The organism is Acinetobacter sp. 18QD2AZ41W (genome assembly GCF_009829025.1).
In the GTDB taxonomy this organism is placed as follows: domain Bacteria; phylum Pseudomonadota; class Gammaproteobacteria; order Pseudomonadales; family Moraxellaceae; genus Acinetobacter; species Acinetobacter pseudolwoffii.
In genome coordinates, this window is record NZ_WURP01000004.1 from 1 (window position 1) to 20,792 (window position 20,792).

22 protein-coding genes and 1 pseudogene are annotated in these 20,792 nt (G+C 43.6%); 10 read left to right on the forward strand and 13 right to left on the reverse strand.

The window, feature by feature from the left end:
- Positions 1-166: 166 nt before the first annotated feature.
- From GVV58_RS07450 to rlmJ, 3 genes are read right to left on the reverse strand one after another with little or no spacing between them, the layout of a single operon-like run.
- On the reverse strand, positions 167-1,243 hold the full coding sequence (locus tag GVV58_RS07450) for a DUF6670 family protein (RefSeq protein ID WP_005094039.1): 1,077 nt from the start codon (positions 1,241-1,243) through the stop codon (positions 167-169).
- 18 nt (positions 1,244-1,261) lie between these two features.
- On the reverse strand, positions 1,262-2,083 hold the full coding sequence (gene pssA, locus GVV58_RS07455; RefSeq protein WP_005094042.1) for a CDP-diacylglycerol--serine O-phosphatidyltransferase: 822 nt from the start codon (positions 2,081-2,083) through the stop codon (positions 1,262-1,264).
- 38 nt (positions 2,084-2,121) lie between these two features.
- Positions 2,122-2,979: a 23S rRNA (adenine(2030)-N(6))-methyltransferase RlmJ gene (rlmJ, locus tag GVV58_RS07460; RefSeq protein ID WP_005094045.1), complete on the reverse strand. Its 858-nt coding sequence runs from the start codon at positions 2,977-2,979 to the stop codon at positions 2,122-2,124.
- Between the two features lie 117 nt (positions 2,980-3,096).
- On the opposite strand from rlmJ, the gene GVV58_RS07465 reads away from it, so the two are divergent.
- Together GVV58_RS07465 and GVV58_RS07470 are read left to right on the forward strand one after the other, a co-directional pair.
- Positions 3,097-3,699 carry a 2OG-Fe(II) oxygenase gene (locus GVV58_RS07465; protein WP_100355119.1) on the forward strand — a complete coding sequence of 201 codons (603 nt, stop codon included), beginning with the start codon at positions 3,097-3,099 and terminating at the stop codon, positions 3,697-3,699.
- A gap of 70 nt (positions 3,700-3,769) precedes the next feature.
- Positions 3,770-4,297: a hypothetical protein gene (locus tag GVV58_RS07470; protein ID WP_100355120.1), complete on the forward strand. Its 528-nt coding sequence runs from the start codon at positions 3,770-3,772 to the stop codon at positions 4,295-4,297.
- A gap of 89 nt (positions 4,298-4,386) precedes the next feature.
- Here GVV58_RS07470 and GVV58_RS07475 read toward each other — a convergent pair whose 3' ends face one another.
- The 6 genes from GVV58_RS07475 to GVV58_RS07500 all read right to left on the reverse strand — a co-directional run bounded on the left by GVV58_RS07475 (position 4,387) and on the right by GVV58_RS07500 (position 9,272).
- Positions 4,387-4,644 carry a DUF2789 family protein gene (locus GVV58_RS07475; protein WP_004645106.1) on the reverse strand — a complete coding sequence of 86 codons (258 nt, stop codon included), beginning with the start codon at positions 4,642-4,644 and terminating at the stop codon, positions 4,387-4,389.
- A gap of 115 nt (positions 4,645-4,759) precedes the next feature.
- Positions 4,760-5,014 carry a DUF2789 family protein gene (locus GVV58_RS07480; RefSeq protein ID WP_159516269.1) on the reverse strand — a complete coding sequence of 85 codons (255 nt, stop codon included), beginning with the start codon at positions 5,012-5,014 and terminating at the stop codon, positions 4,760-4,762.
- Between the two features lie 51 nt (positions 5,015-5,065).
- Positions 5,066-5,344, reverse strand: coding sequence for a DUF2789 family protein (locus GVV58_RS07485; RefSeq protein ID WP_004645104.1), 279 nt, complete (start codon positions 5,342-5,344; stop codon positions 5,066-5,068).
- A gap of 169 nt (positions 5,345-5,513) precedes the next feature.
- The gene (locus tag GVV58_RS07490) at positions 5,514-6,500 is read right to left on the reverse strand and encodes a malate dehydrogenase (RefSeq protein WP_004281429.1); all 987 of its coding nucleotides are present in this window, start codon (positions 6,498-6,500) and stop codon (positions 5,514-5,516) included.
- A gap of 167 nt (positions 6,501-6,667) precedes the next feature.
- The gene (locus GVV58_RS07495) at positions 6,668-7,306 is read right to left on the reverse strand and encodes a ribonuclease I (RefSeq protein ID WP_159516270.1); all 639 of its coding nucleotides are present in this window, start codon (positions 7,304-7,306) and stop codon (positions 6,668-6,670) included.
- Between the two features lie 31 nt (positions 7,307-7,337).
- Entirely contained in the window at positions 7,338-9,272 is a 1,935-nt protein-coding gene (locus GVV58_RS07500) for a lytic transglycosylase domain-containing protein (RefSeq protein WP_171502638.1), read from the reverse strand.
- A gap of 334 nt (positions 9,273-9,606) precedes the next feature.
- On the opposite strand from GVV58_RS07500, the gene miaB reads away from it, so the two are divergent.
- Genes miaB through ybeY form a run of 3 tightly spaced genes read left to right on the forward strand, consistent with a single transcriptional unit; the run spans position 9,607 to position 12,684 of the window.
- The gene (gene miaB / locus GVV58_RS07505) at positions 9,607-11,064 is read left to right on the forward strand and encodes a tRNA (N6-isopentenyl adenosine(37)-C2)-methylthiotransferase MiaB (RefSeq protein WP_005094063.1); all 1,458 of its coding nucleotides are present in this window, start codon (positions 9,607-9,609) and stop codon (positions 11,062-11,064) included.
- A 38-nt stretch (positions 11,065-11,102) separates the two neighbouring features.
- On the forward strand, positions 11,103-12,179 hold the full coding sequence (locus GVV58_RS07510; protein WP_005094064.1) for a PhoH family protein: 1,077 nt from the start codon (positions 11,103-11,105) through the stop codon (positions 12,177-12,179).
- Positions 12,180-12,201: 22 nt separating this feature from the next.
- On the forward strand, positions 12,202-12,684 hold the full coding sequence (gene ybeY, locus GVV58_RS07515) for an rRNA maturation RNase YbeY (RefSeq protein WP_005094076.1): 483 nt from the start codon (positions 12,202-12,204) through the stop codon (positions 12,682-12,684).
- A gap of 178 nt (positions 12,685-12,862) precedes the next feature.
- Here ybeY and GVV58_RS07520 read toward each other — a convergent pair whose 3' ends face one another.
- On the reverse strand, positions 12,863-13,720 hold the full coding sequence (locus GVV58_RS07520; RefSeq protein ID WP_005094077.1) for a TonB family protein: 858 nt from the start codon (positions 13,718-13,720) through the stop codon (positions 12,863-12,865).
- A 261-nt stretch (positions 13,721-13,981) separates the two neighbouring features.
- On the opposite strand from GVV58_RS07520, the gene GVV58_RS07525 reads away from it, so the two are divergent.
- The 4 genes from GVV58_RS07525 (at position 13,982) to GVV58_RS07540 (ending at position 16,847) form a co-directional block, all read left to right on the forward strand.
- The gene (locus tag GVV58_RS07525; protein WP_005094079.1) at positions 13,982-14,668 is read left to right on the forward strand and encodes a hypothetical protein; all 687 of its coding nucleotides are present in this window, start codon (positions 13,982-13,984) and stop codon (positions 14,666-14,668) included.
- Between the two features lie 160 nt (positions 14,669-14,828).
- Positions 14,829-15,542 carry a DUF3108 domain-containing protein gene (locus tag GVV58_RS07530; RefSeq protein ID WP_005168676.1) on the forward strand — a complete coding sequence of 238 codons (714 nt, stop codon included), beginning with the start codon at positions 14,829-14,831 and terminating at the stop codon, positions 15,540-15,542.
- 88 nt (positions 15,543-15,630) lie between these two features.
- A complete protein-coding gene (locus GVV58_RS07535; RefSeq protein WP_005094083.1) occupies positions 15,631-16,206 on the forward strand; it encodes a xanthine phosphoribosyltransferase in 576 nt (191 codons plus the stop codon).
- A 227-nt stretch (positions 16,207-16,433) separates the two neighbouring features.
- Positions 16,434-16,847, forward strand: coding sequence for a hypothetical protein (locus GVV58_RS07540; RefSeq protein ID WP_159516272.1), 414 nt, complete (start codon positions 16,434-16,436; stop codon positions 16,845-16,847).
- A 53-nt stretch (positions 16,848-16,900) separates the two neighbouring features.
- On the opposite strand, the gene wrbA is transcribed toward GVV58_RS07540, so the two are convergent.
- Positions 16,901-17,497 (reverse strand): NAD(P)H:quinone oxidoreductase, encoded by a 597-nt coding sequence (gene wrbA / locus GVV58_RS07545; protein ID WP_100535169.1) that lies wholly within the window; start codon positions 17,495-17,497, stop codon positions 16,901-16,903.
- Between the two features lie 114 nt (positions 17,498-17,611).
- On the opposite strand from wrbA, the gene GVV58_RS07550 reads away from it, so the two are divergent.
- Complete coding sequence (locus GVV58_RS07550) at positions 17,612-18,859, forward strand: YihY family inner membrane protein (RefSeq protein WP_005168686.1); 1,248 nt, start codon at positions 17,612-17,614, stop codon at positions 18,857-18,859.
- Positions 18,860-18,889: 30 nt separating this feature from the next.
- On the opposite strand, the gene yddG is transcribed toward GVV58_RS07550, so the two are convergent.
- Together yddG and GVV58_RS07560 are read right to left on the reverse strand one after the other, a co-directional pair.
- Complete coding sequence (gene yddG, locus GVV58_RS07555; protein ID WP_159516361.1) at positions 18,890-19,777, reverse strand: aromatic amino acid DMT transporter YddG; 888 nt, start codon at positions 19,775-19,777, stop codon at positions 18,890-18,892.
- Positions 19,774-20,711, reverse strand: a pseudogene (locus tag GVV58_RS07560) (DMT family transporter). The gene yddG and the pseudogene GVV58_RS07560 overlap by 4 nt, the downstream one beginning before the upstream one ends.
- Between the last annotated feature and the right edge of the window lie 81 nt (positions 20,712-20,792).

Sequence of the window (20,792 nt, forward strand, 5' to 3'; positions counted from 1 at the left end):
CTTAACACTTCGTGCTAAGTTACTGTTTTATCAGAAGTTTTAATCTTCATCACTGCCGATGGATGTGCATTCTACAGCATTTCACACTCAACACAACCCTTATTTTTAAATAATTCAGCAAAAACCCAACGACTGTTTATTTATTCTACAAAAAATGCAGGTTTTTCTATTTTTTGAGCATTAAAGGTACAGAATTTGATAAATGAGTTAAAAGTTTGTCGGTTTTATCTTGTTCTTGAAAGCGTAAAGGACGGCAATCAATGTATTCACAGTAGCCACCTTCCCCATTTTCGTTCTCTTCATTTATTTTGACCTGATAACTAAAACTTCCAACATAGCCCGCGGCCAAACCAAATTTGAAATCACCGCGACTTTGCCCTTGTACCCAAATACAGGTACCATCTTTAGCTTCGTAACACCATTCAAATTCACGTGGCAAATACATATTTTGCCCATTCGGCGTGGTGACGCGCGGATAGACACGATGAACTTTAAAATACACTTTTTGGTCAAACATCTGAGTCTGCATCTTGTTTAAATCACGCAAATACATCCGAGACTGAACAATACTATTCACTCCATCCCGAATTTGCGCCAACAGTAGCTGCCGGTTTTCACTCAGGTTAATAATTTGATAAGTCAGGAAGGCCAAAGGCAGATAAGGGAAATTGAAACTTCGTGCATATTCAAAACTTCCGAGGCTATCAATATTATATGTCTGTTGTTTATATTTTAATGTGCCCTGGCAATAGCACAGCAAAGACCAGTGCTCGGCAAGTGAAAACCTCACCTGGCTAAAGTGGGAAATGAGCTGAGTGGTATGAATGCTTAAATCGAAACTGAGTTCCGAGTCAAAACGCTGCAAACGAAAATGAGGAAAGGCCCCACTCAGTTGCTCCCGATCTAAAAACTGAAATAAGCCAGCATCAAAGTTACAGTCCTGCTGTACTGAATAACGATGCAGTTGGCCGACCATATGCGAACTCGTGCTGCAAATCACCGTAGCGGTATCCAGTGCGTTGGTTTGAATTGCACTGGGATTGGCCAGCATCGGTGCATTCGGCTGCCCGATAATGCTGAGAAAATTTAGATAGTGCAGCGGCGCCGGAAGTCCAGGAATCATCAAACCTTGATGAATAATCTTATATTTTGAGTTGGGGCCATGATAGGCAGGATAATGCGAAACAGTTGGAGTCTGATTCAGCTGTTTCGAACGATCTAAAAAATCTTGAAGAAACCGCATCTCAGACTCCTTATATTTTTATAATCTACTCGATCTTTTTGCCATAAAGGTGGTCACAAAACCAGATAAGGCATAGAGAATAGAAATTACCAGAATGCCGACAGGAATATTATAAGTCATCGCAGCAAAGACAAATACGGCAATTGGTAATACAAAAAACGGAACGCGTTTACGCTCTACGGTCTTGAATGAATAATATTTGATATTGGAAATCATCAACAAGCCCACCGCAATAATGACAACGGCGTTAATGATCTGAATGGATGCTTCACGAATATCAAAAATTTCAGGAAAATCTAAACCGACCCAGACCAGCGAAACAATCATGAGAGCCGCCAATGGACTGGCCACACCAATAAAATAACGCTTGTCTACCACGCCAATCTGTACGTTAAAACGGGCCAGACGAAAAGCAGCACAGGCGGTATAGACAAAACAGGCGGCCAGACCAATCCGGCCTAAATCACTCAACCCCCAGCTATACATCAAGATCGCGGGAGCCACACCAAAAGCCAGCATATCGGAAAGCGAATCAAACTGTTCACCAAACGGACTTTGCGCACCAATCGCACGCGCCACGCGCCCATCCAAACCATCCAGCAAAGCCGCAATAAAAATTGCATAGATCGCTTGCTGGAAATTGCCATTCATACTGGCAATAATGGAGTAGAAACCCGCTAACAACGCAGCGGTTGTAATCAGGTTCGGCCATAGATAGATGCCTCGACGCTTAACTTTCTGCCCTTCCTGGGTATGTTCCTCTTCTTCCACCTCAAAGGTGATGCCATCAAAAGGCAAGTCTTTTGATGAGTCGCGTTCCGGTTTGCTTATATTTGTCATTCTTGTCGATCCTAGCTATGACCTGTGCTTTGAAAAAATTATTCGCCGACTAACCAGCGAACTGCAGCGTGACCACCATTTTCACTCATACGAAGATGTGGGAATAACCATTGTAGTGCTTCATCTGCATCTTCAGAGAATTTCCAAGGCGGATTAATCACCAGCAAACCACAACCATTCAAGCCGACTGGGGTGTCATCCGGCCATACACAGACTTCACACACCAGTTGACGGCGGATGCCGGTCTTGAACATTTTTTTCTCGAAGCGTTCAATCATGGCACGGTCTTTAATTGGATACCAAACAGCAAATACACCTGTCGGCCATTTCTTATAAGCGGCAACCAGCAATTCTACCAATTGTGGAAAATCTTTACGCTCAAGCTCATAAGGTGGATCGATCATCACCAGACCACGTTTTTCTTTCGGCGGAATCACCCCCAAAAGACCTTCATAAGCATCACGCTCATGCAAACCGGCACGCTTGTCAAAAATATTATGACGAAGCTGCTGAAACACATCACGCTGCATTTCAAAAATGGTCGCTTTATCAATCTCGCGCATGCCTTCTAGTGCAAACCAAGGTGAACCGGGATAAGCACCCTTACCAAAGTTTTCACGCATTTTCTCAACAACTTTCAAATATTGTTGTACACCTTCAGGTGCATTACGCTTGATCGAGTCATCCAGTTTAACAAGACGATGAATACCGTTTAAGAACTCACCAGATTTTTGCGCTTCAGCAGTCGATAAATCATATTTACCCGCACCACCATGTGTATCTACATAGCGATAAGGTTTGTCTTTTGCATTCAGTCGAGTCAACAACTGAAGCAATAAAACGTGCTTCATGACATCGGCAAAGTTGCCTGCGTGGTAAGAGTGACGGTAATTCATGTTTCATTAATTCCTAATATCAACAGCTATTTTAACATGAAAAATAGTTTCGTTCAGGCACGATTCTTACACTAAAATAGCGAACCTGTTTTGCCACACTATCGAGAATTGAAAAAAATGGAAGCTGTTATCATCCCAGGGGATTGGAATGTTGATCAAATCTTAGATGATTTAGATCAACATGGCTTTAGTATTGTTGACGATGCTTATTCTAGTGAATATCAACATGCGGTAAGTCAGGAATGCTTAAGCCACTTAAACGAATTTCGTAATGCAGCCATTCAAAATGGCGTCGTCAGCAACATCCGTAGTGATCATATTCTTTGGTTACGACCTGAATTTCAAATTTCCCACCTACACACCCAAACCCTGCAACAGTTTTCTCAAGCTTTAAACCGCGCGTTTTATTTAGGCATTAAAGAAATCGAAGCACATTTTGCCTGCTATCACGCTGGCGAGTTTTATGCGCTGCATCGTGACAATCCTAAAGCTAAAAATGGCCGAATGATTTCCAGTGTGTATTATCTGCATGAACAATGGCAGGCAGATTGGGGGGGTGAATTGCGTCTGCAAGATAAAAATGGCCAGTGGCATATTATTCAGCCACAGCCGAACCGGATTGTACTGTTCCAGAGTGATTTGTTACATGAAGTTTTAATTTCCAAACAGCAACGTCTATCCATTACGGCCTGGTTAAGAAGCGATACAGCCCTAGTCTAATGCTCGCTCATGCTTTAAATTTATTTTTTTAACCTCATATAGGCATTATTGAGAAATGAGGATTGCGTTGATGCGATTAACAACCAAGCAGATTATTGAGCGACTGGGTGAAACTGACCAATTGTACTTAAAAGGCAATACGCCAGAATTAACGCTTGAACGTGCTGATCTTCGTTTACAGCTGGTGACTTTAAGTGAGCTGCGTCAGGAACAGCGACATTTCCTGCAAGAAGCGATTGTCTTACTTGAACAAGGCCGGGTGGAATTTGAAGAAATGCCGCTGCGCATGTATATCAATTTATCCTTGCATCTGGCCAAGGCTTATATGATGTTTTTTGAATTGACCAAAGAGCAGCATTTTGCCCTGATTACCCAGCAAATTCTTAAGCCGATGGCCAGTTATGAACATGGCGATATTTATTTTTTACTGGCCTATGCCAGTGCCAGTAAAAATGAGCCGGCCCTGACACGTCACTGGTTAGGTAAATACACCAAAACGGCTGAATGTGAACTGGAATTGTTGCAGCAGCATCATGCCTTTAGTGATTATCGTCAGCAGGAATGGTTTATCAAAATATTAAAAAGTAAAATGCATTAAGCTTAACAGCGTCAAAAAAACGCCTCATTTGAGGCGTTTTCTTTTGAGCATCACTTTCATTTTTTAAGTAATACCAAGATATAACACAGTTAAGCAGGCTGACGTCTGTAGGCATCCATGTGTAATTGCTGGTTCAGCTCATCCACCCAGATTGCCCAATCATCATCCTGTACCAGATGACTAATCAATAAAGAGCGCTGAGCTTTATTCCAGAACGGCGCATCGTGCAAGGACAGCCCTGCTGGCAGTTGATGAGTGCGTACATACAATTCAATAGCCGCAGGACTATTGGCGAGACCGAGCTGAGAAAACAAGAGCTCTAAGGATGGTTGGTTCTTTGCGAGCATCGCGCCCTCCTTATATCAGATAAATTGTAATTATTTATAGATCTAACTTATAAGATAAGGCAAAAAAAACCTAGTCATTTGACTAGGTTTGTTGTTTCTTTTTGTATGAATGCATTTAAGAGCTTTGCTTGTCGCTTTCCACATGTAAAAGCTGATTTAACTTGTCAATAATGACAATCCATTCATCATCTTGGTGCCAGTGTTCACGCAAGAAGGCACTTTGCCCCTCACTCCAGAATTCGGCATCTGGCAATGCGACTTCAGATGGTAATTGATGGGTATGGGTAAACTGAGTAATTGAGGCTTCATCAGAAGGCAAACCCAATTGTTCAAATAATAATTCTAAAGTTAACTGTTGTTCCGTAAGCATAAATAGACTCCATCGTAGCGTTAAATTATGAGCGTGTTGAGATTCGAATTCTTAGGTTGATTTATGGCTGGGTATGTCACAGGAACCTGAACCCTCTGCCTCAATATGTAATTGTTCATTTAACACATCGACAAAAATGGCCCAGTCATCATCTTTCTTCCAGTGACTGATTAGAAAGTCATGCTGTGATTTACTCCAAAAAGGAGCTTTATGCAGTGGCACATCCATACCAATTTGATGCGTGCTAATAAACTCGTCAATCGCTTCCGGACTCGAATCCAGACCCAATTGTTCAAAGAAAAGTTCGAAGGTGGCGCGTTGTTCTAACATCTGAACCTCCATCTTTTTTATCTATAATCTTGTCTCTACCTTAGATCGCTCATAGCGAAAACTCAGTTGTCTCTCCTTCACAGCTTGTTATTTTTTGTTGATTAAAGTGAGGGACATAAAAAAAGCACCCCAAATGGAGTGCTTTTTAATTTAATCTGTGCAGATCAAATTATTTAAGCATGTCAGCAATTGCTGCGCGCTCTTCTTCAAGTTCATTCAACGTAACGTTGATACGTTCACGGCTGAATTCGTCGATTTCTAGACCTTGAACGATTTTGTATTCACCGTTTTCAGTTGTTACAGGGAAACCGAACATTACGCCTTCAGGGATACCGTAAGAACCGTCAGAAGGGATACCCATCGTTACCCATTCGCCGTTTGTGCCAAGAGCCCAATCGCGCATATGGTCGATTGCAGCATTAGCAGCAGAAGCAGCAGAAGACAAACCACGTGCTTCGATGATCGCAGCACCACGTTTACCAACAGTCGGAAGGAATGTATTTGCATTCCATTCTTGGTCGTTGATCATGTCTTTAACGCTTTCGCCGTTAATTGTTGCAAAACGGTAGTCAGCATACATAGTTGGAGAGTGGTTACCCCAAACTGTAAGATTTTTGATGTCTTTAACCGCTTTACCAGTTTTAGCAGCAATTTGAGATGCAGCACGGTTGTGGTCAAGACGTAACATTGCAGTGAAGTTTTTCGCTGGAAGATCTGGAGCAGATTTCATTGCGATGTAAGCATTCGTGTTTGCAGGGTTACCAACAACTAGAACTTTAACGTCACGGCTCGCAACTTCGTTCAATGCTTGACCTTGACCGATGAAGATTTCACCGTTCACTTTAAGCAGGTCAGCACGTTCCATACCTGGACCACGTGGACGTGAACCAACTAGAAGCGCGTAGTCAGCATCTTTAAATGCAACTTTAGGATCATCAGTACCGATCATGTCTTCTAGTAATGGGAATGCGCAATCTTGAAGCTCCATCATTACGCCTTTAAGCGCTTGTTGAGCTTTCTCAAAAGGAACTTCGAGCAATTGCAAAATCACTGGTTGATCTTTACCTAGCATTTCGCCGCTTGCGATACGGAATAATAGGCTGTAACCAATTTGACCTGCAGCGCCAGTAACGGCAACACGAACTGCTTGCTTCATCTAATTATCTCCAATTGAGGATATTCAATGCGATTAAATAGTTAGTATTTAATCTAATAATCGTAAACGCGAAAGATTGTACTCCAATCCTTTGCCAGATGCATATAAAAGAGGACGGATTTCACCTAAAGTCTGATAGGAAATATAAATTAAATCGGCAAAAAAGCTCAGTATGTTCCTTTTATTGTGACAGTTTTTGGACATGTATTAATAATGTTGGCAGGACAGGATTTGTAATTGCCATTCGGGCGATAACAGACCTTGATTGAGGTAAGCACGCTGGCCGACTGGGTCTGCTGGCAGTTGAATCGCAAGGCATTGCCCGGTAATTGCGGATTAATTTTCAGGAATTTTGCCCGCAATGTATCGACAGAAATCGTAATATTTTCCTGTTCCGTCAGTTCTGCAGGCACTTTGAGACGATCTGCATAATTGATAATCGTCCGGAAATATTGACTGGCATTCATCGGCACGCAGCCACCGATATTGCGCCATAAAATTGTCCGGGTATTGTCATCCGGCATGATCCTGGCCACTACCTTGGACTGCAGTGGTGACAGTTTCGCGGAGCTATTGGTCGTACAATTTTGTGATGTAGTCTGAGGATATAAGCCGGAAATATTCAAGGAATAACCTTCTAGACATTTTCGTTTCTTTGCATATTCAGGGTACAGGCTACACAAAGCCGGCACCATTTCTACATCCATAACATAGTCTGTCGGCATGGCGAATGCTGCCGGACTGCTGCCCAAAAATACAAGCGCTGCCCATTTCCCCCAAACTCGACGATCCTTCATTATTTTCATGAATAAATCACCATCCCCAATAATTTTAATTTTATTGTGTATTACGTAATGGTATCAGTTGCATACGCTTACCCACGGACTGTGCACCCTGTCCTAACAAGAGACCGTAATGCGTGGCATTGGTCATGACATGTTTCACATAATCCCGAGTTTCAAGTAAAGGAATACTTTCAGTATATTGATCTGCTGCCATGCCCTGAAATTCTGGCTGCCAACGGCGGGCACGGTTTGGTCCGGCATTATAGCCTGCGGTTGCCAAGACTGGGCTGTTGCTGAGCTGACGCTGAATGGTCGATAAATAAAAGGTGCCGTAACGGATATTGGTATTCATATCGGTGAGAGCTGCCGGATTATAAGCCTCACCCATTTGACGCGCCACCAGCTTGGCGGTATCTGGCATGATTTGCATCAGGCCACCGGCGCCCACATGTGAACGTGCCACGGTATTAAAACGGCTTTCCTGACGCATCAAGCCATAAGCCCAAGCCGGATCGATCCCGGCATTGCGGCTATGACTGACCACGTAATTCTGGTGCGGCATTGGATAACGATAATTGTAGTTATGTTTGTTCACGGTGCGGTCAGCTGCATAAATGGCCCGATCATGCCAGCCCATGTCCATGGCACGCTTTGCTGCGGCCAGCAACAGCTCATCATCTTTCTTCAGATAGGCCTGACGCACTGCCCAGTTCCATTCACGGTTAATGTAGTTATTCGGTGCACTGATATTACGTAGCGTGAACGCACGACGGAAATGAATATCCTGATTCAAACGTTGCATGGCCTGATTCGATGGCTGAATTGGATTGGGTGTGCTCGCAGTTAGCTGTCCCAACTTGTCGCGTGCCAGCAAGTTGTGATAATCATCCCCGGCGGCCAATGTACGATAAATACTCTCTGCAGTTTTCTTTGAACTACGATCTGCACGCTGCTCACTGGCACGGGCCAGCCAATATTGCCAGCGATCTTCCTGTTTCTGATTGACGCTCATGGCATCAATCGCACGGATTAGGCTTTCCCACGCACTAAAACGGATGGCCTGACGCGCATAAATCTCAGCTTCTTCCGGACTAAATGGCAGACCATAACTGGCATCAAAGGCATTTAACACTTCCCGGTTAAAGTTGTTCTTCATGACTGTGGTTCCACCGACATAACCCACAGCTCGGTATAAGGCACGTTGTACTTGTACTGGTGTGCTTTCAGCAGTCCGTTTCAGAATGGATAACGCCGAGTCCAGATCACTATCTGCCAGACGTCCCAGTGCATAAATCAGATAAGCATGTTCTGCCGCACTGTTTTTCGGTGCAGACCATAAATAATTGGTTGGATTGGCCTGAATCGAATTGAGTTGTGCTAAAGACAGATTCAGACCGATTCCTTGCGCAGTGGCAATGGCCTGACCTGACTGACCGGCACGCAATTGTACCCAAAGTCGCTGTTGGCGGTCTTCTGCCGTCATTAAAGGACTAGAAAGCATCATTCGACCAAGTCCAGTACAAGAATCCGGTTGGCTATTGGTGGTTAACCAGACCTCTTTAAACTCGGCATAAACCAGCTCATCACCGGCTTTGGCACGAACTTGTGCTACGGCACAGGCTTCAGCTGGATCGGCATTGGTCACATAAGGCAATACCGGTTGAGCCGTGGTGAAATCTGCCATTTTGACTTTTTCTTCGACATAGTCCGCTGCCAGCTTTTCAGCCATCGCAGATTGCGGGTAGCGCTGAGCAAAACTGACAATTTGGCTGGCAGGTTGCAAGGCAAGATTCTGGTTTAAAATCCAGTATTCCGGATAATAGCCTAAAGCATCATTCTGCATGGACAGGCGATATTGTTGTAATAATTCAGTATTACCTGCATTGGCCGCACGTAAGGCATCGTTAAATTGCTCTTCAGCTGCATATGTACTTGCTGAACAGATACACGCCACACTTAACGTAATTAATTTATAATATTTATACATATTTTCAGTGTGTTTCAACATCCCTTTGCCTTCTCTCATCGATTCTGTGCCTAGCCTATGTTGCTTATCATAAGAGCTTTGTTGAAATATTATAAGCAACTGTATTGTTCAGTTATGTAACCTTATGATTAAGCAATATTAATCTACAGACAATTTTTACCCATAAATCAATATTTTTCCACGTTTAATTTAAGCTATAAGTTTAAGCGACTTTCCTGCTAAAATATGCGCCTTCCCATATTTCAGTCCGTGAATTGAATTGTTATTCACCTGTTTGATGCGTCAATCAGGCTGTTCGTTCACTCTTTCAACGTATTACCTTGTAGGAGCCTACATGACGGTTCAAACCTTCATTCCGAATGGTGCCCCAGCTGCCTCAGAAAACACTGTTACCCAGCCAGCGCACACCCCTGTCCATGAGATTGCAGTAAAAAAACTGTATATCGAAACGCAAGGGTGTCAGATGAATGAGTACGACAGTCACCGTATGGCAGACCTGTTAGGCGATTCTCATGGCTATGTGCTGACCAACGATCCTAAAGATGCCGATATTCTGCTGATGAATACCTGCTCGATCCGTGAAAAAGCCCAAGAAAAAGTGTTTTCCGAGCTGGGTCGCTGGCGCAAACTGAAAGACAAGAATCCGGATCTGATTATCGGGGTTGGCGGCTGTGTGGCGTCTCAGGAAGGCGACAACATCCAGAAACGTGCCAATTATGTCGACATGATTTTTGGCCCGCAAACCCTGCACCGCTTGCCACAAATGCTGGATCAGCATTTTGACCAGATCGAAAAACCGAAAAAAGAAAAAATCAAACTGGTAGATATCTCCTTCCCGGATATCGAAAAATTCGACTTTCTGCCTGAACCGCGTGTTGAGGGCTATAAAGCCTTTGTTTCGATCATGGAAGGCTGTTCAAAATATTGTTCGTTCTGCGTGGTGCCTTATACCCGTGGTGAAGAAGTGTCTCGCCCACTGGATGATGTATTGGCTGAAATTGCGGGTCTGGCAGAAAAAGGCGTGCGTGAAATTTCCCTGCTGGGTCAAAACGTCAATGGCTATCGTGGTGAAACCTTTGAAGGCAATATCTGTACTTTTGCCGATCTGTTGCGTTTAGTCGCGGATATTCCGGGCATTGGCCGGATTCGTTATACCACTTCGCATCCACTCGAATTTAATGATGACCTGATCCAGTGTTATCGTGACCTGCCACAAATGGTTTCACATCTGCATTTGCCGGTACAAAGTGGTTCGAATGATGTGCTTCAGGCCATGAAACGTAATCATACCATCGATGTCTATATCGAGAAAATTAAAAAGTTACGCTCAGTTCGTCCCGATATGCATTTATCTTCAGACTTTATCATTGGCTTCCCGGGTGAAACCGATGAGAACTTTGCAGAGACCTATCAATTCATTAAAGATCTGGATTTCGATCATTCTTATAGTTTTATCTATTCAAAACGTCCGGGTACGCCTGCGGCAGAACTGGAAGATACCATTCCGGAAGATGTCAAAAAAGAACGTCTGGCCAAAGTTCAGCAATGGATTAAACGCTCGAGTATTGACAAAACGGATGCCATGCTCGGTAGCATCCAGCGGGTACTGATCGAGAAAGTCTCTGATAAAGATCCGAATATTCTGGTGGGTACGGCGGACAACACCCGTTATGTCAACTTTATTGGTGATCCTGCCTGGGTAGGTCGCTTTGCCGAGATCGAAGTGACCGAAATTAAAACTTTGAATTTAGTTTATGGTGAACTCTTGAATCTTGAGCCTGACGTGGCGTAATGTAGAGCATATAACGTACACTTCATAAGGAATACTCTTTGACTGCAGCGATTCGACGTACAGTAGCTTTTCCTGGGATTTCAATGGACCGTATCCAAGCGATGTTAGGTGCTTATAACGGTCATTTGAAGCAAATTGAACAACGTTTAGATGTCAAAATCTCCCATCGCGGAGAGAGTTTTATTGTGGATGGTGGAATCGATGCCGTTGAAAGAGCCGAAATGCTCTTGCAACGTCTGCATGAAGAATCTGAACAGAGCCAGCAGATCAGCGCAGATACCCTGCACCTAATGATTCAGGGCAGTCAGACTGACCGTGAACTCCAGCAAGATCTAGAAGACCAAGAACATACCGGCCTGGACAATGTCTGGTTACAAACCCGTAAAGGCCGGATCAATCCGCGTGGTGCCAACCAGAAACGTTATGTACAGCGTATTCTGCAAAGTGATATTTCTTTTGGTATAGGTCCTGCCGGAACCGGTAAAACCTATCTGGCTGTCGCTGCTGCTGTGGACATGCTGGAACGCAATGAAATCCAGCGCATTCTACTGGTTCGTCCAGCGGTCGAAGCCGGTGAAAAACTGGGTTTCTTGCCAGGGGATTTAAGCCAGAAAATCGATCCTTATTTGCGTCCATTGTATGATGCTTTGTATGAAATGCTCGGCTTTGAAAAAGTGGCCAAGCTGATTGAACGTCAAGTGATTGAGGTGGCGCCACTCGCTTATATGCGTGGCCGCACCTTGAATCATTCTTTCGTGATTCTGGATGAGGCACAGAACACCACCCCTGAACAGATGAAAATGTTCCTGACCCGTTTAGGTTTTGGTTCGCGAGCGGTCATTACTGGTGATGTGACGCAGGTGGATTTACCGCGCGGCCAACAGTCTGGTCTTTCACATGCCCTTCGTGTGATTGATAAAATTCCTGAAATTCATATCACCCGTTTTCATTCGCGTGATGTGGTTCGTCATCAACTGGTACAGAAAATTGTTGAAGCCTATGAAGGCTGGGACAGTGATCAGCAGCGTTTAAGTGCTGAAGCACGTGCCGAACGTAAAGCACGTCAGGACGCCTTGATCGCTGAAAATAATGCTGCCGCAGATGCACAGCATTAAGCTTTCAATTTAAGGATTTGTGTTGAAACTTAGTCTTTCCTTACAGCAGGATTTTCAGTCACCTGAACTGGTACTAAAACGTGCCTCTATTAAAAAAGTAGTCGAAACCACTTTAGGTCATATCGGTACGCAAAGTAATTGCGAAATCGGAATTGCCTGTGTCGATCATGATGAAAGTCATAAACTGAATCTGGAATATCGCGGCAAAGACAAATCGACCAATGTCCTGTCTTTTCCGAGCGATCTTCCAGATGAAATGGCGCAATTTCTGGATGCCTTTCCCATTGGCGATCTGGTGATCTGTATTCCTGTGGTACTTGCTGAAGCGCTTGAGCAGCAAAAAGCGCCGTTGACGCATTTCACCCATATGCTGGTGCATGGCACCTTGCATTTAATGGGTTATGATCATGAAACATCAGATGAAGATGCGGAAGAAATGGAAGGCATTGAAATTGAAATTCTGGCCAAGCTGGGTTTTGAAAATCCTTATCTGGAACGAGATTAAGATTTAAAAGAAAATGAAGGAAGCGAGCTGAGGCTCGCTTTTTTAATGCTTTATATTCGCTCTTCCTCTAGGAGATGAGAATCCTCAGAATATATTCTGAGTTCGCAAGGGAGAGGTTCTAATACCTGTTAAAACCCCTCTCTAACTCTCTCCCAAAGGGAAAGAGAACTAGAATGAATTAACGTACTTCAAACTCTGCTTCAGCCGGATCAAAACGCCAGGTTCGGATAATCCGCAATTCAGAAATTTCCTTCATTTTGGCATCAAACGCACCAAATGGCGCCGCTTTACGTACAGAAGATTTCGCAGCCTCATCCAGCATGGCATGTCCTGAACTGTCAATTAATCGGATGGCACGAATCCCTCCATTCTGATTCAGGATCACCATCAGACGAACTTCACCTGCCAGATTCTGCTGCTTGGCAGCTTCCGGATAATACTGATTGCCATAAAACTCTACTTTCTGACGGAACTTTTCCAGATAGGCTGCGGAGACATCCTGCTTGGATTGAATACCATCCACAGTTTTAATTTTTTGCTGACGACTAAAATTTTGCTGACGCTGTAAATATTGCGCTTCCAGACTGGCCACCATGGCTGCTTTGGCCTGAAACTGGCTTTGTAACTGCTCCTGCATTTTTTTACGCTGATTTTCTTCTGCCTGTTTTTGCCAGCTCAAGGTGGTCATCAGCACTTTTTCTTCAAAACTGAGTTCCTGTTTCTGTTGCAGCAGATCCGGACTTTCTTGTTGTTCTTCCCCTGCCTTCTGCTCTAACAAAGGAGATGGCATATCACTCGACATCCGATGCGCTTCTCGAAACTTGCCAGACCCTTGCTGGTCTGTCTGGGCCAGAAAATCAGCGTGTTCAATTTTTTCATCTGTTTGTCGCAAGCTGACTGCAATTTCTTTGGTGCTGGTCTCCCGATCTTGCGGCATACCAAATTCCAGTGTCAATACGATCAAATGCAGAATGCCTGCGGTGAGCACGGCACTGCTAAACACTGGATCTTTCCACCAGGTTCTGACCAGAGGCATTAATATCATTGTTTATCACATTACCCAAACTCAGTCCTGAGTTCAGTTCCCCAAAAAAGTATTTTAAAGATTAAAAACAAACAAATTGGGCATTTCTATTTTAAAAATGCCAAATCCATCAAATCTTCAACGTTACATAACTAAAACTATAAAAATGGTGCTATTTATTTTGCTAAACTTCAAGCTTGAATACTTGTATTTTTCATACAATTCGACAAGATACACTTCGAGTCAAAAATAAAGTTGCTAGGATGCTTCAATATGCAAACGCTAATTTCCAATATTTCCAACCGAATCCGCCAAGTGTATCAGAGGGCGGAAGGATTTATTGAGGATGAGCGTGAATTCCCTTTATCGCAAGTCTTCTTAAATGCAACTTTTCAACGCTTTGTCACCGACAATGTCGATGCACTGAAAGACTTACACGCAGACCTGCATGAAGACTGGCTGCGTCTCTACGCGACACTAGACTATAAAGGCCTGAATATCACTTTGTCGGTAGACTTGAAGCTGGTTCAGATGGAACTGAATAAGACCACCCAGCTGATTGTATTCGAGCAAATCAGTGATACACAGCTTATTGACGCCAAATATCCAAATCTGTTGTATAAGCTTGGGGTGCGTTTTGCCCTGTTCTTCTATCAACGCATCTTGAACAAAGATCCATTGGGCATGATTCTGGAAAAACTTGGCGTTATTAAAGTCATTGATGACTTGCTGTATCTGGACTTGAACCGCTGGTTAGGCAAAAACCGTTCGATTATTGATACTCTAGGAAAAGTTCATGTGAATCATGCAGTGCTTCGCGAAGCTGAACTGGTGGTGATTGGTAATGTGAATCTGGCAGCCCTGTTTAGGAAACTTTCTCAAGACAGAGAGGAAAATTGGGATGAAGACGAAATGGACGATAACCTGGTGACCCCGATCAAACAGAAAGATCCGTCTTGAATACTATTCAATCCCGTTTTTTGAACTTTTGTTGAAAAAAACTACATGAAAGATACATTTTTGCTAGAAATATCCCTTAAATTTCCATATTTTGCCTAAAGAATAAAAGCTACAACAAGTAAGATATTTTGCCCGTTTAACCAATATAGGAAAATGACTAATGGTGAAGACTGTATTTAAGACTTTAGCGATGACCACAGGTCTAAGCGGTGCAATACTGTTGACTGGTATTTCTAGCCAGGCTTTTGCCATGACGCCTTTCCAAGCCAATTATCAATTTAGCTATAATGGCAAGAATATGGGTTCTGCCACCCGTACTCTGAGTAAATCCGGCAATAACTGGACTTACGTCTTTGCTGCAAAAGCCGGTGGTATTGCTTCAGCAACTGAAACCAGCCGTTTCACCTTTAATAACGGCAAGATTGGCTCCAGCAGTTTCAGTCGTAGCAGTAAAATCCTGGTACATAACAACACCATGAGTATTAACTTTAATCCTTCCAGCAAAACCATCAATACCAGAAAAGATGATGAAAAGCGTTCTTTTGCCTGGAGAGCCGATGTTCTGGATGAACTGAATGCGGAATTACAAATTCGTGAAGATCTAAAAAATGGTGGCTTAAAATCGAATTATTATCTTGCTGATGCTAAAGAGGTCGAAGGCCGTAAGTTTGTTCGACAAGGTTCAGAAACGGTCAGTACCAAATATGGTTCTTTTAATACCATCAAGGTGGTGATGAAGCATAGCAAGCCGGGTCGTGAAACCATCTTCTGGCTGGCACCGAAACTTGACTATCTGCCAGTCAAAGTTTCGCATGTAGACAAGAAAACCTCTTATGGTTTGCTATTAACTGACTATAAAGGTGCAAGCAACTAAGATTTTGGCGAATTTCACTTGATTTTTTCCGGGTGCTTTTTACAATACGCTTTTGCTTGAAAAAGCACCTGCTCTTGAGGATTCTCCCGTGCATGCACTAGAACAGAAAATCTTGGCCGAAGGCATCGTTCTCTCTGAAGAAGTTTTGAAAGTGGATTCTTTCTTAAACCACCAGATTGACCCAGTCATGATGCAATTAATTGGTCAAGAATTTGCGCGTCTGTTTAAGGATGCTGGTATCACCAAAATTATTACGATTGAAGCATCAGGTATTGCACCTGCAGTGATGGCAGGTTTAGAACTTGGTGTACCTGTCATCTTTGCACGTAAATACCAGTCTTTGACCCTGAAAGATGATTTATACCGCTCTAAAGTGTTTTCATTTACCAAACAAACTGAAAGCACCATCGCGATTTCAAATAAACACATCAGCTCAACCGACAAGGTTTTAGTGATTGATGACTTCCTGGCGAATGGTCAGGCGGCGCTGGGTCTGGCCGATCTGATTCATCAGGCAAACGCAGAAGTGGTCGGTATTGGTATTGTGATTGAAAAATCATTCCAGCCTGGTCGCGACTTGCTGCTTGAAAAAGGCTACCGTGTGGAGTCACTGGCACGCGTAAAATCTTTGGCAAATGGCACAGTTGAATTTGTTCGTGATTAAGCAGTCATGCTGATCATGAATTTAAAAGCGCCAGATCTGGCGCTTTTTTTTATAGCTAGCCAACTCAAAAATAAAAACCAAAATGTTCACAAAATATCAATTGTTTATCGCCTAAAGCACCTTATGCTTAACAGAACAAGATTCTAATCTTTTCAATTAAACCTATATTTATAGAAACATTATGCGTGTTACGACAGGTAGCATGTCATACATCATGGAATGAGACTATGCAATGTCCTAAATGTGGCTCAACCGAGATCGAACAGCGCGATCACGAACAGAATTTAAAGAAAATTGGCGGTATTCTCATGAGTTCTGCCGGCGCAACTGCCGGGACTGTGGGTGGTGCTGCTTCGGGTGCTTCCATTGGTGCTGCGATTGGCACGGTAGCAGGACCTTTAGGTGTTATTGTCGGCGGGACTGTAGGCACCTTTGTCGGCGCAATCAGTGTCGGGATTACTGGTGGTGTAGTGGGGAATTTTCTAGGCAAGAAAGCCGGGATTTCCGTCGACCGTAATTTATTCTTGGATTATCAATGTTTAAAATGCAAACATAGATTTATTCAAAAAGATCAAAAAGATCAAAAAGATCAAAAAGATCAAAAAGATCAAAAAGATCAAAAAGATCAAAAAGAAGATTAATATCATGAAGGAAATGAAGTGAGTGAGTTCTTCATTTCCTTCTGAGTTAATGCTTAAGACTGATTGAGTTTGAAAGCCACTTCAGCCAGTCGTTTGCCCTGTACTTCGCACAAAACTTTTTCATCTGGGCTTAAACCCTGATCATGCCGTGGGCCACTGACATGACTGGCACCGTACGGCGTACCGCCAGTCTTGGTATTGGACAAGGCAGCTGTAGCATTACTGAGCCCCATAATCATCATACCGTGGTGGAATAATGGTGGCAGCATAGTCAACAAGGTACTTTCCTGTCCGCCATGCATGGAACCCGATGCGGTAAAGACACAGGCCGGCTTACCGTGCAGCGCACCATTCAGCCATAGACTGGTGGTCTGATCCCAAAAGTATTTCATTTCTGAGGCCATATTGCCAAAACGGGTCGGTGAACCTAAGGCCAAGCCAGAACACTGGGCCAAATCCTCTAAACTGCAATAAATATCTCCTTCTGCCGGAATACTCGGCTCGGCTATGGTTACGACGCTAGAAATATTCGGGACAGTCCGAATTTTTACCGCCATTCCTGCCGATTCAACGCCATTGGCTATCAGATGTGCCATTTCTTTCGTTGAGCCATATTTGCTGTAATATAAAACAAGAACATAAGGTTGCATGAGGCTTCTTATTCATTACTTAAAAAAATAAAACTATACGATATTCTGTAACTTTTTTGGTTAAGCTAATGGATGAAAATTCATGATGATTAAAAAAATTGAGATTGGATGCACATGATTGTTGAGTATTTAAAAAAGTTACCCTTTTATGAGAAACACTGGTTTCAGTTTATTTTATTCGTACTCCGACGCTTTGAAGCAGACCGTTGTCGTGAGCAAGCCGGTTCCCTGACCTATACTACGCTTTTCGCAGTCGTGCCGATGTTGACGGTTTTCTTGGTCATTATTTCATCGATTAAAGCCTTAGAGCCTGCACGACAACAATTGCAACAGCTGATCTACAGTAACTTTCTACCCAAAACCACGATTGCCTTTGATAAAGCGCTGAATGCCTTTACCGATAAATCCAGTAATTTAACCGTGATTGGTATCCTGTTTTTATTTATTACGACCGTATTGATGCTCACCAGTATCGAAACGGCCTTTAACCGAATTTGGCGAGTGACTCAGACCCGAGGTGGAATCATCGGGTTTATGCGCTACTGGACTATCATTTCGCTGGGACCGATTTTACTGGGTAGTGCCTTCGTCATTTCATCAACCGTGGCTTCCATGAGTGTCCTCAGCAATAACTTTGCCGGGTATGAACTTAATGGTGCTTTTGTCCTCTGGGCCATTTCTTTTTCTCTGACCGTACTCGGATTTTTCATTCTAAACTGGACCATCCCCAATCGCAGTGTGCCACTCAAGTCTGCATTTATTGCCGGCCTGTTTAGTGCAGTGGTGTTTGAGCTGCTTAAAAACCTGTTCGGTTTTGTGATGTCAAACTTTACCAGTTATGAGATTGTCTATGGTGCATTCGCCGCTGTGCCGATCTTTCTACTGTGGATTTATTTATCCTGGAATATTGTCTTACTCGGCGTTGAGATCAGTTATGCCCTGACGGCCTTTGAATCTGGCCAGGATCATAAACGTCACCCAATCATCATGCTGCTGGATCTATTAGAGCTGTTTCATAAAAAGCAAAAAACTGGTGAGAGCATTAGTGAAGCAGAAGCATTAGATGCTTTGGGTCGTGATGAAATTGGTCGCTGGCCAAACTATGTAAGCATGTTTGAAAAACAAAATCTGATCAAACGTACCGATGACAATGAATATGTCTTGGTACGTGATCTGGATCAGGTGAGTTTTTGGGACTTTTATCTGCAACTTCCTTATCCATTGCCACGTAAGCATCACTTCACCGAGGCACATACCGAGGAAATCTGGATGCAGAAATTCTCGCCTAAACTACAGGAAACCGATCAATATCTGGAAGAAAAGCTGAGTTTTCCACTTTCTGAATTGTTCCGGAATAAATAATCCTAAATCCTCTCGCTTGAGAGGATTTTTTTAAGTTGTTTGCGTAGACTTCCAGCAGACGATCGCACCTGCGGTCACCAAAGCAGTACCAATCCAAAAACTCAGCTCGGGCCGAATATCCAGAATCAGCATCGACATAACTGAAGACAGAATTGGCATAAAATAGGTGGCCAAAATCAGTACCTTGATATTGCCGTACTGCATGCCCTGATTCCAGTTACTATAAGCAATCCCGATCAGACTGCCTACTATGGCGATTTCCAGCCAGAGCTTCAATGAAGGCATCCTGAAAGGCTCATCCAAGCCCAGATGTAAGCCCCATAACGCAATGACGGCGACCACAAAAAAAATCGGTACGCCGTTTTGTCCACGACCATATTTTCTGGTCAGAATGCAATAACATGGCCATAACAAGGCACCGATAAAAGCAAAGCCATAAGCCCAAGGATTTTCAGCTAAAACCTGCATAAGTTTCGATAGATTAGTAATTTCAGGATTGACCACCAACATCAGACCGACTACAGCAAGCAAAAATCCTGGAATGACCCAAAGACGCGCCTGCAATTGCCGGGCAAATATCGAAAAGACAATCATCAAGGGTGGCCAGAGATAATTAATCATCGCAATCAGCATCACCTGTTCACGGTGATCCGACCAGGCAACTGCAACAAGAAATAGAATTTCATAAGCAACGAACAAAGCCCCACAACCCAATAGATAGCGCTTGGACATTTGCCTGATTTTAGGAAATCCAATCAATGCCAGAATCGCCAGACTACTAAAAGTGTAAATCAGGGCAATCCCCTGCACCGGACTGGTAGATTCGGTAATCAATTTGACCACAGCCACCAGACTGGCCCAGATCAGAATGGAAGACAGGCCAATCCAGGTGGCCAGTTTCATCGACCAGACGTTCATGTTTGCTCTTGAGGATTGTTCGTTGTATTCGGTTTTTTCAGCCATCCCTGCAAGCTCACCAGAATCACGCCCAGCATGACCATACAGGTTCCAACAATAAAATTCAGTTCGATCTGTTCATCCAGAATCAGCACCCCAAACAGCATGCCAAATACAGGCGTTAAAAAAGAAAATACGCCCAAACGTGAAGCCAGATAATGTTTCAGCATCCAGAACCAGATCAAATAACTGGCAAAGGAAATCAGCATGGTATGAAAGATCAGACTGGAAATAGACAGGGTCGTCCATTGAATGGTCGCTTGCCCACTAAAAAAGGCCAAGGGTAGCAATAATATGCCGCCCATCAATAATTGATAGAATAAGGTCTGGGTGGCAGGTGCTTCAGCCAGTCGGCTCAGACGTACACTGACAGTGGTGGCTGCCCAGAATATGCCACCAAGTAAGGCCAGAAAATCCCCCCATAAAGCATCGGTTTGTAAAGTAGAGCTTGTCTGTGGTCTGAGTAAAAAACTGACCACAATCCCGCTAAATGCCACGAAGATACCGCCCCATTGCACACGCGACAAACGCTCTGCCGGCAATTTCCAGTGCAGACCCAATGCGACAAAAATCGGCGCAGTATAAAGCAAAACAATGGTATGCGAAGCTGAGGTATAGCGTAGTGCTTCCCCAATCAGATAAAACTCGGTTGCGAACAGTATTCCGACCAGCAATCCTGCAGGCAAATAGCGGGTGCTCAAAAGCTGACGGCGCACGCTCTGCTGAATCAGGGGATACACCATGATCGCAGACAAGGCTGAACGCAAGGCAATTTGCATCAAGACTGAAATATCACTGGCCGCCCATTTCAGCACGACCTGTTGTAGCCCCACAACATACATAATACAAACATGATGGCAGATGCTTTGGCATCTAGCGCCTGACGTTGCTTCACCCCTACTCCTGTGACCGCTTTAAAGTGCCCACTATAATCTTCTCTGCGGTAAAACAATACTTTTCTATTATTTTGCCAGCG

Coding starts and splice junctions, on each gene's coding strand:
- GVV58_RS07450 (WP_005094039.1), bottom strand. CDS start 1,243: ATGCGGTTTCTTCAAGATTTTTTAGATCGTTCGAAACAGCTGAATCAG.
- pssA (WP_005094042.1), bottom strand. CDS start 2,083: ATGACAAATATAAGCAAACCGGAACGCGACTCATCAAAAGACTTGCCT.
- rlmJ (WP_005094045.1), bottom strand. CDS start 2,979: ATGAATTACCGTCACTCTTACCACGCAGGCAACTTTGCCGATGTCATG.
- GVV58_RS07465 (WP_100355119.1), top strand. CDS start 3,097: ATGGAAGCTGTTATCATCCCAGGGGATTGGAATGTTGATCAAATCTTA.
- GVV58_RS07470 (WP_100355120.1), top strand. CDS start 3,770: ATGCGATTAACAACCAAGCAGATTATTGAGCGACTGGGTGAAACTGAC.
- GVV58_RS07475 (WP_004645106.1), bottom strand. CDS start 4,644: ATGCTCGCAAAGAACCAACCATCCTTAGAGCTCTTGTTTTCTCAGCTC.
- GVV58_RS07480 (WP_159516269.1), bottom strand. CDS start 5,014: ATGCTTACGGAACAACAGTTAACTTTAGAATTATTATTTGAACAATTG.
- GVV58_RS07485 (WP_004645104.1), bottom strand. CDS start 5,344: ATGTTAGAACAACGCGCCACCTTCGAACTTTTCTTTGAACAATTGGGT.
- GVV58_RS07490 (WP_004281429.1), bottom strand. CDS start 6,500: ATGAAGCAAGCAGTTCGTGTTGCCGTTACTGGCGCTGCAGGTCAAATT.
- GVV58_RS07495 (WP_159516270.1), bottom strand. CDS start 7,306: ATGAAAATAATGAAGGATCGTCGAGTTTGGGGGAAATGGGCAGCGCTT.
- GVV58_RS07500 (WP_171502638.1), bottom strand. CDS start 9,272: ATGTATAAATATTATAAATTAATTACGTTAAGTGTGGCGTGTATCTGT.
- miaB (WP_005094063.1), top strand. CDS start 9,607: ATGACGGTTCAAACCTTCATTCCGAATGGTGCCCCAGCTGCCTCAGAA.
- GVV58_RS07520 (WP_005094077.1), bottom strand. CDS start 13,720: ATGCCTCTGGTCAGAACCTGGTGGAAAGATCCAGTGTTTAGCAGTGCC.
- GVV58_RS07525 (WP_005094079.1), top strand. CDS start 13,982: ATGCAAACGCTAATTTCCAATATTTCCAACCGAATCCGCCAAGTGTAT.
- GVV58_RS07530 (WP_005168676.1), top strand. CDS start 14,829: ATGGTGAAGACTGTATTTAAGACTTTAGCGATGACCACAGGTCTAAGC.
- GVV58_RS07540 (WP_159516272.1), top strand. CDS start 16,434: ATGCAATGTCCTAAATGTGGCTCAACCGAGATCGAACAGCGCGATCAC.
- wrbA (WP_100535169.1), bottom strand. CDS start 17,497: ATGCAACCTTATGTTCTTGTTTTATATTACAGCAAATATGGCTCAACG.
- GVV58_RS07550 (WP_005168686.1), top strand. CDS start 17,612: ATGATTGTTGAGTATTTAAAAAAGTTACCCTTTTATGAGAAACACTGG.
- yddG (WP_159516361.1), bottom strand. CDS start 19,777: ATGAACGTCTGGTCGATGAAACTGGCCACCTGGATTGGCCTGTCTTCC.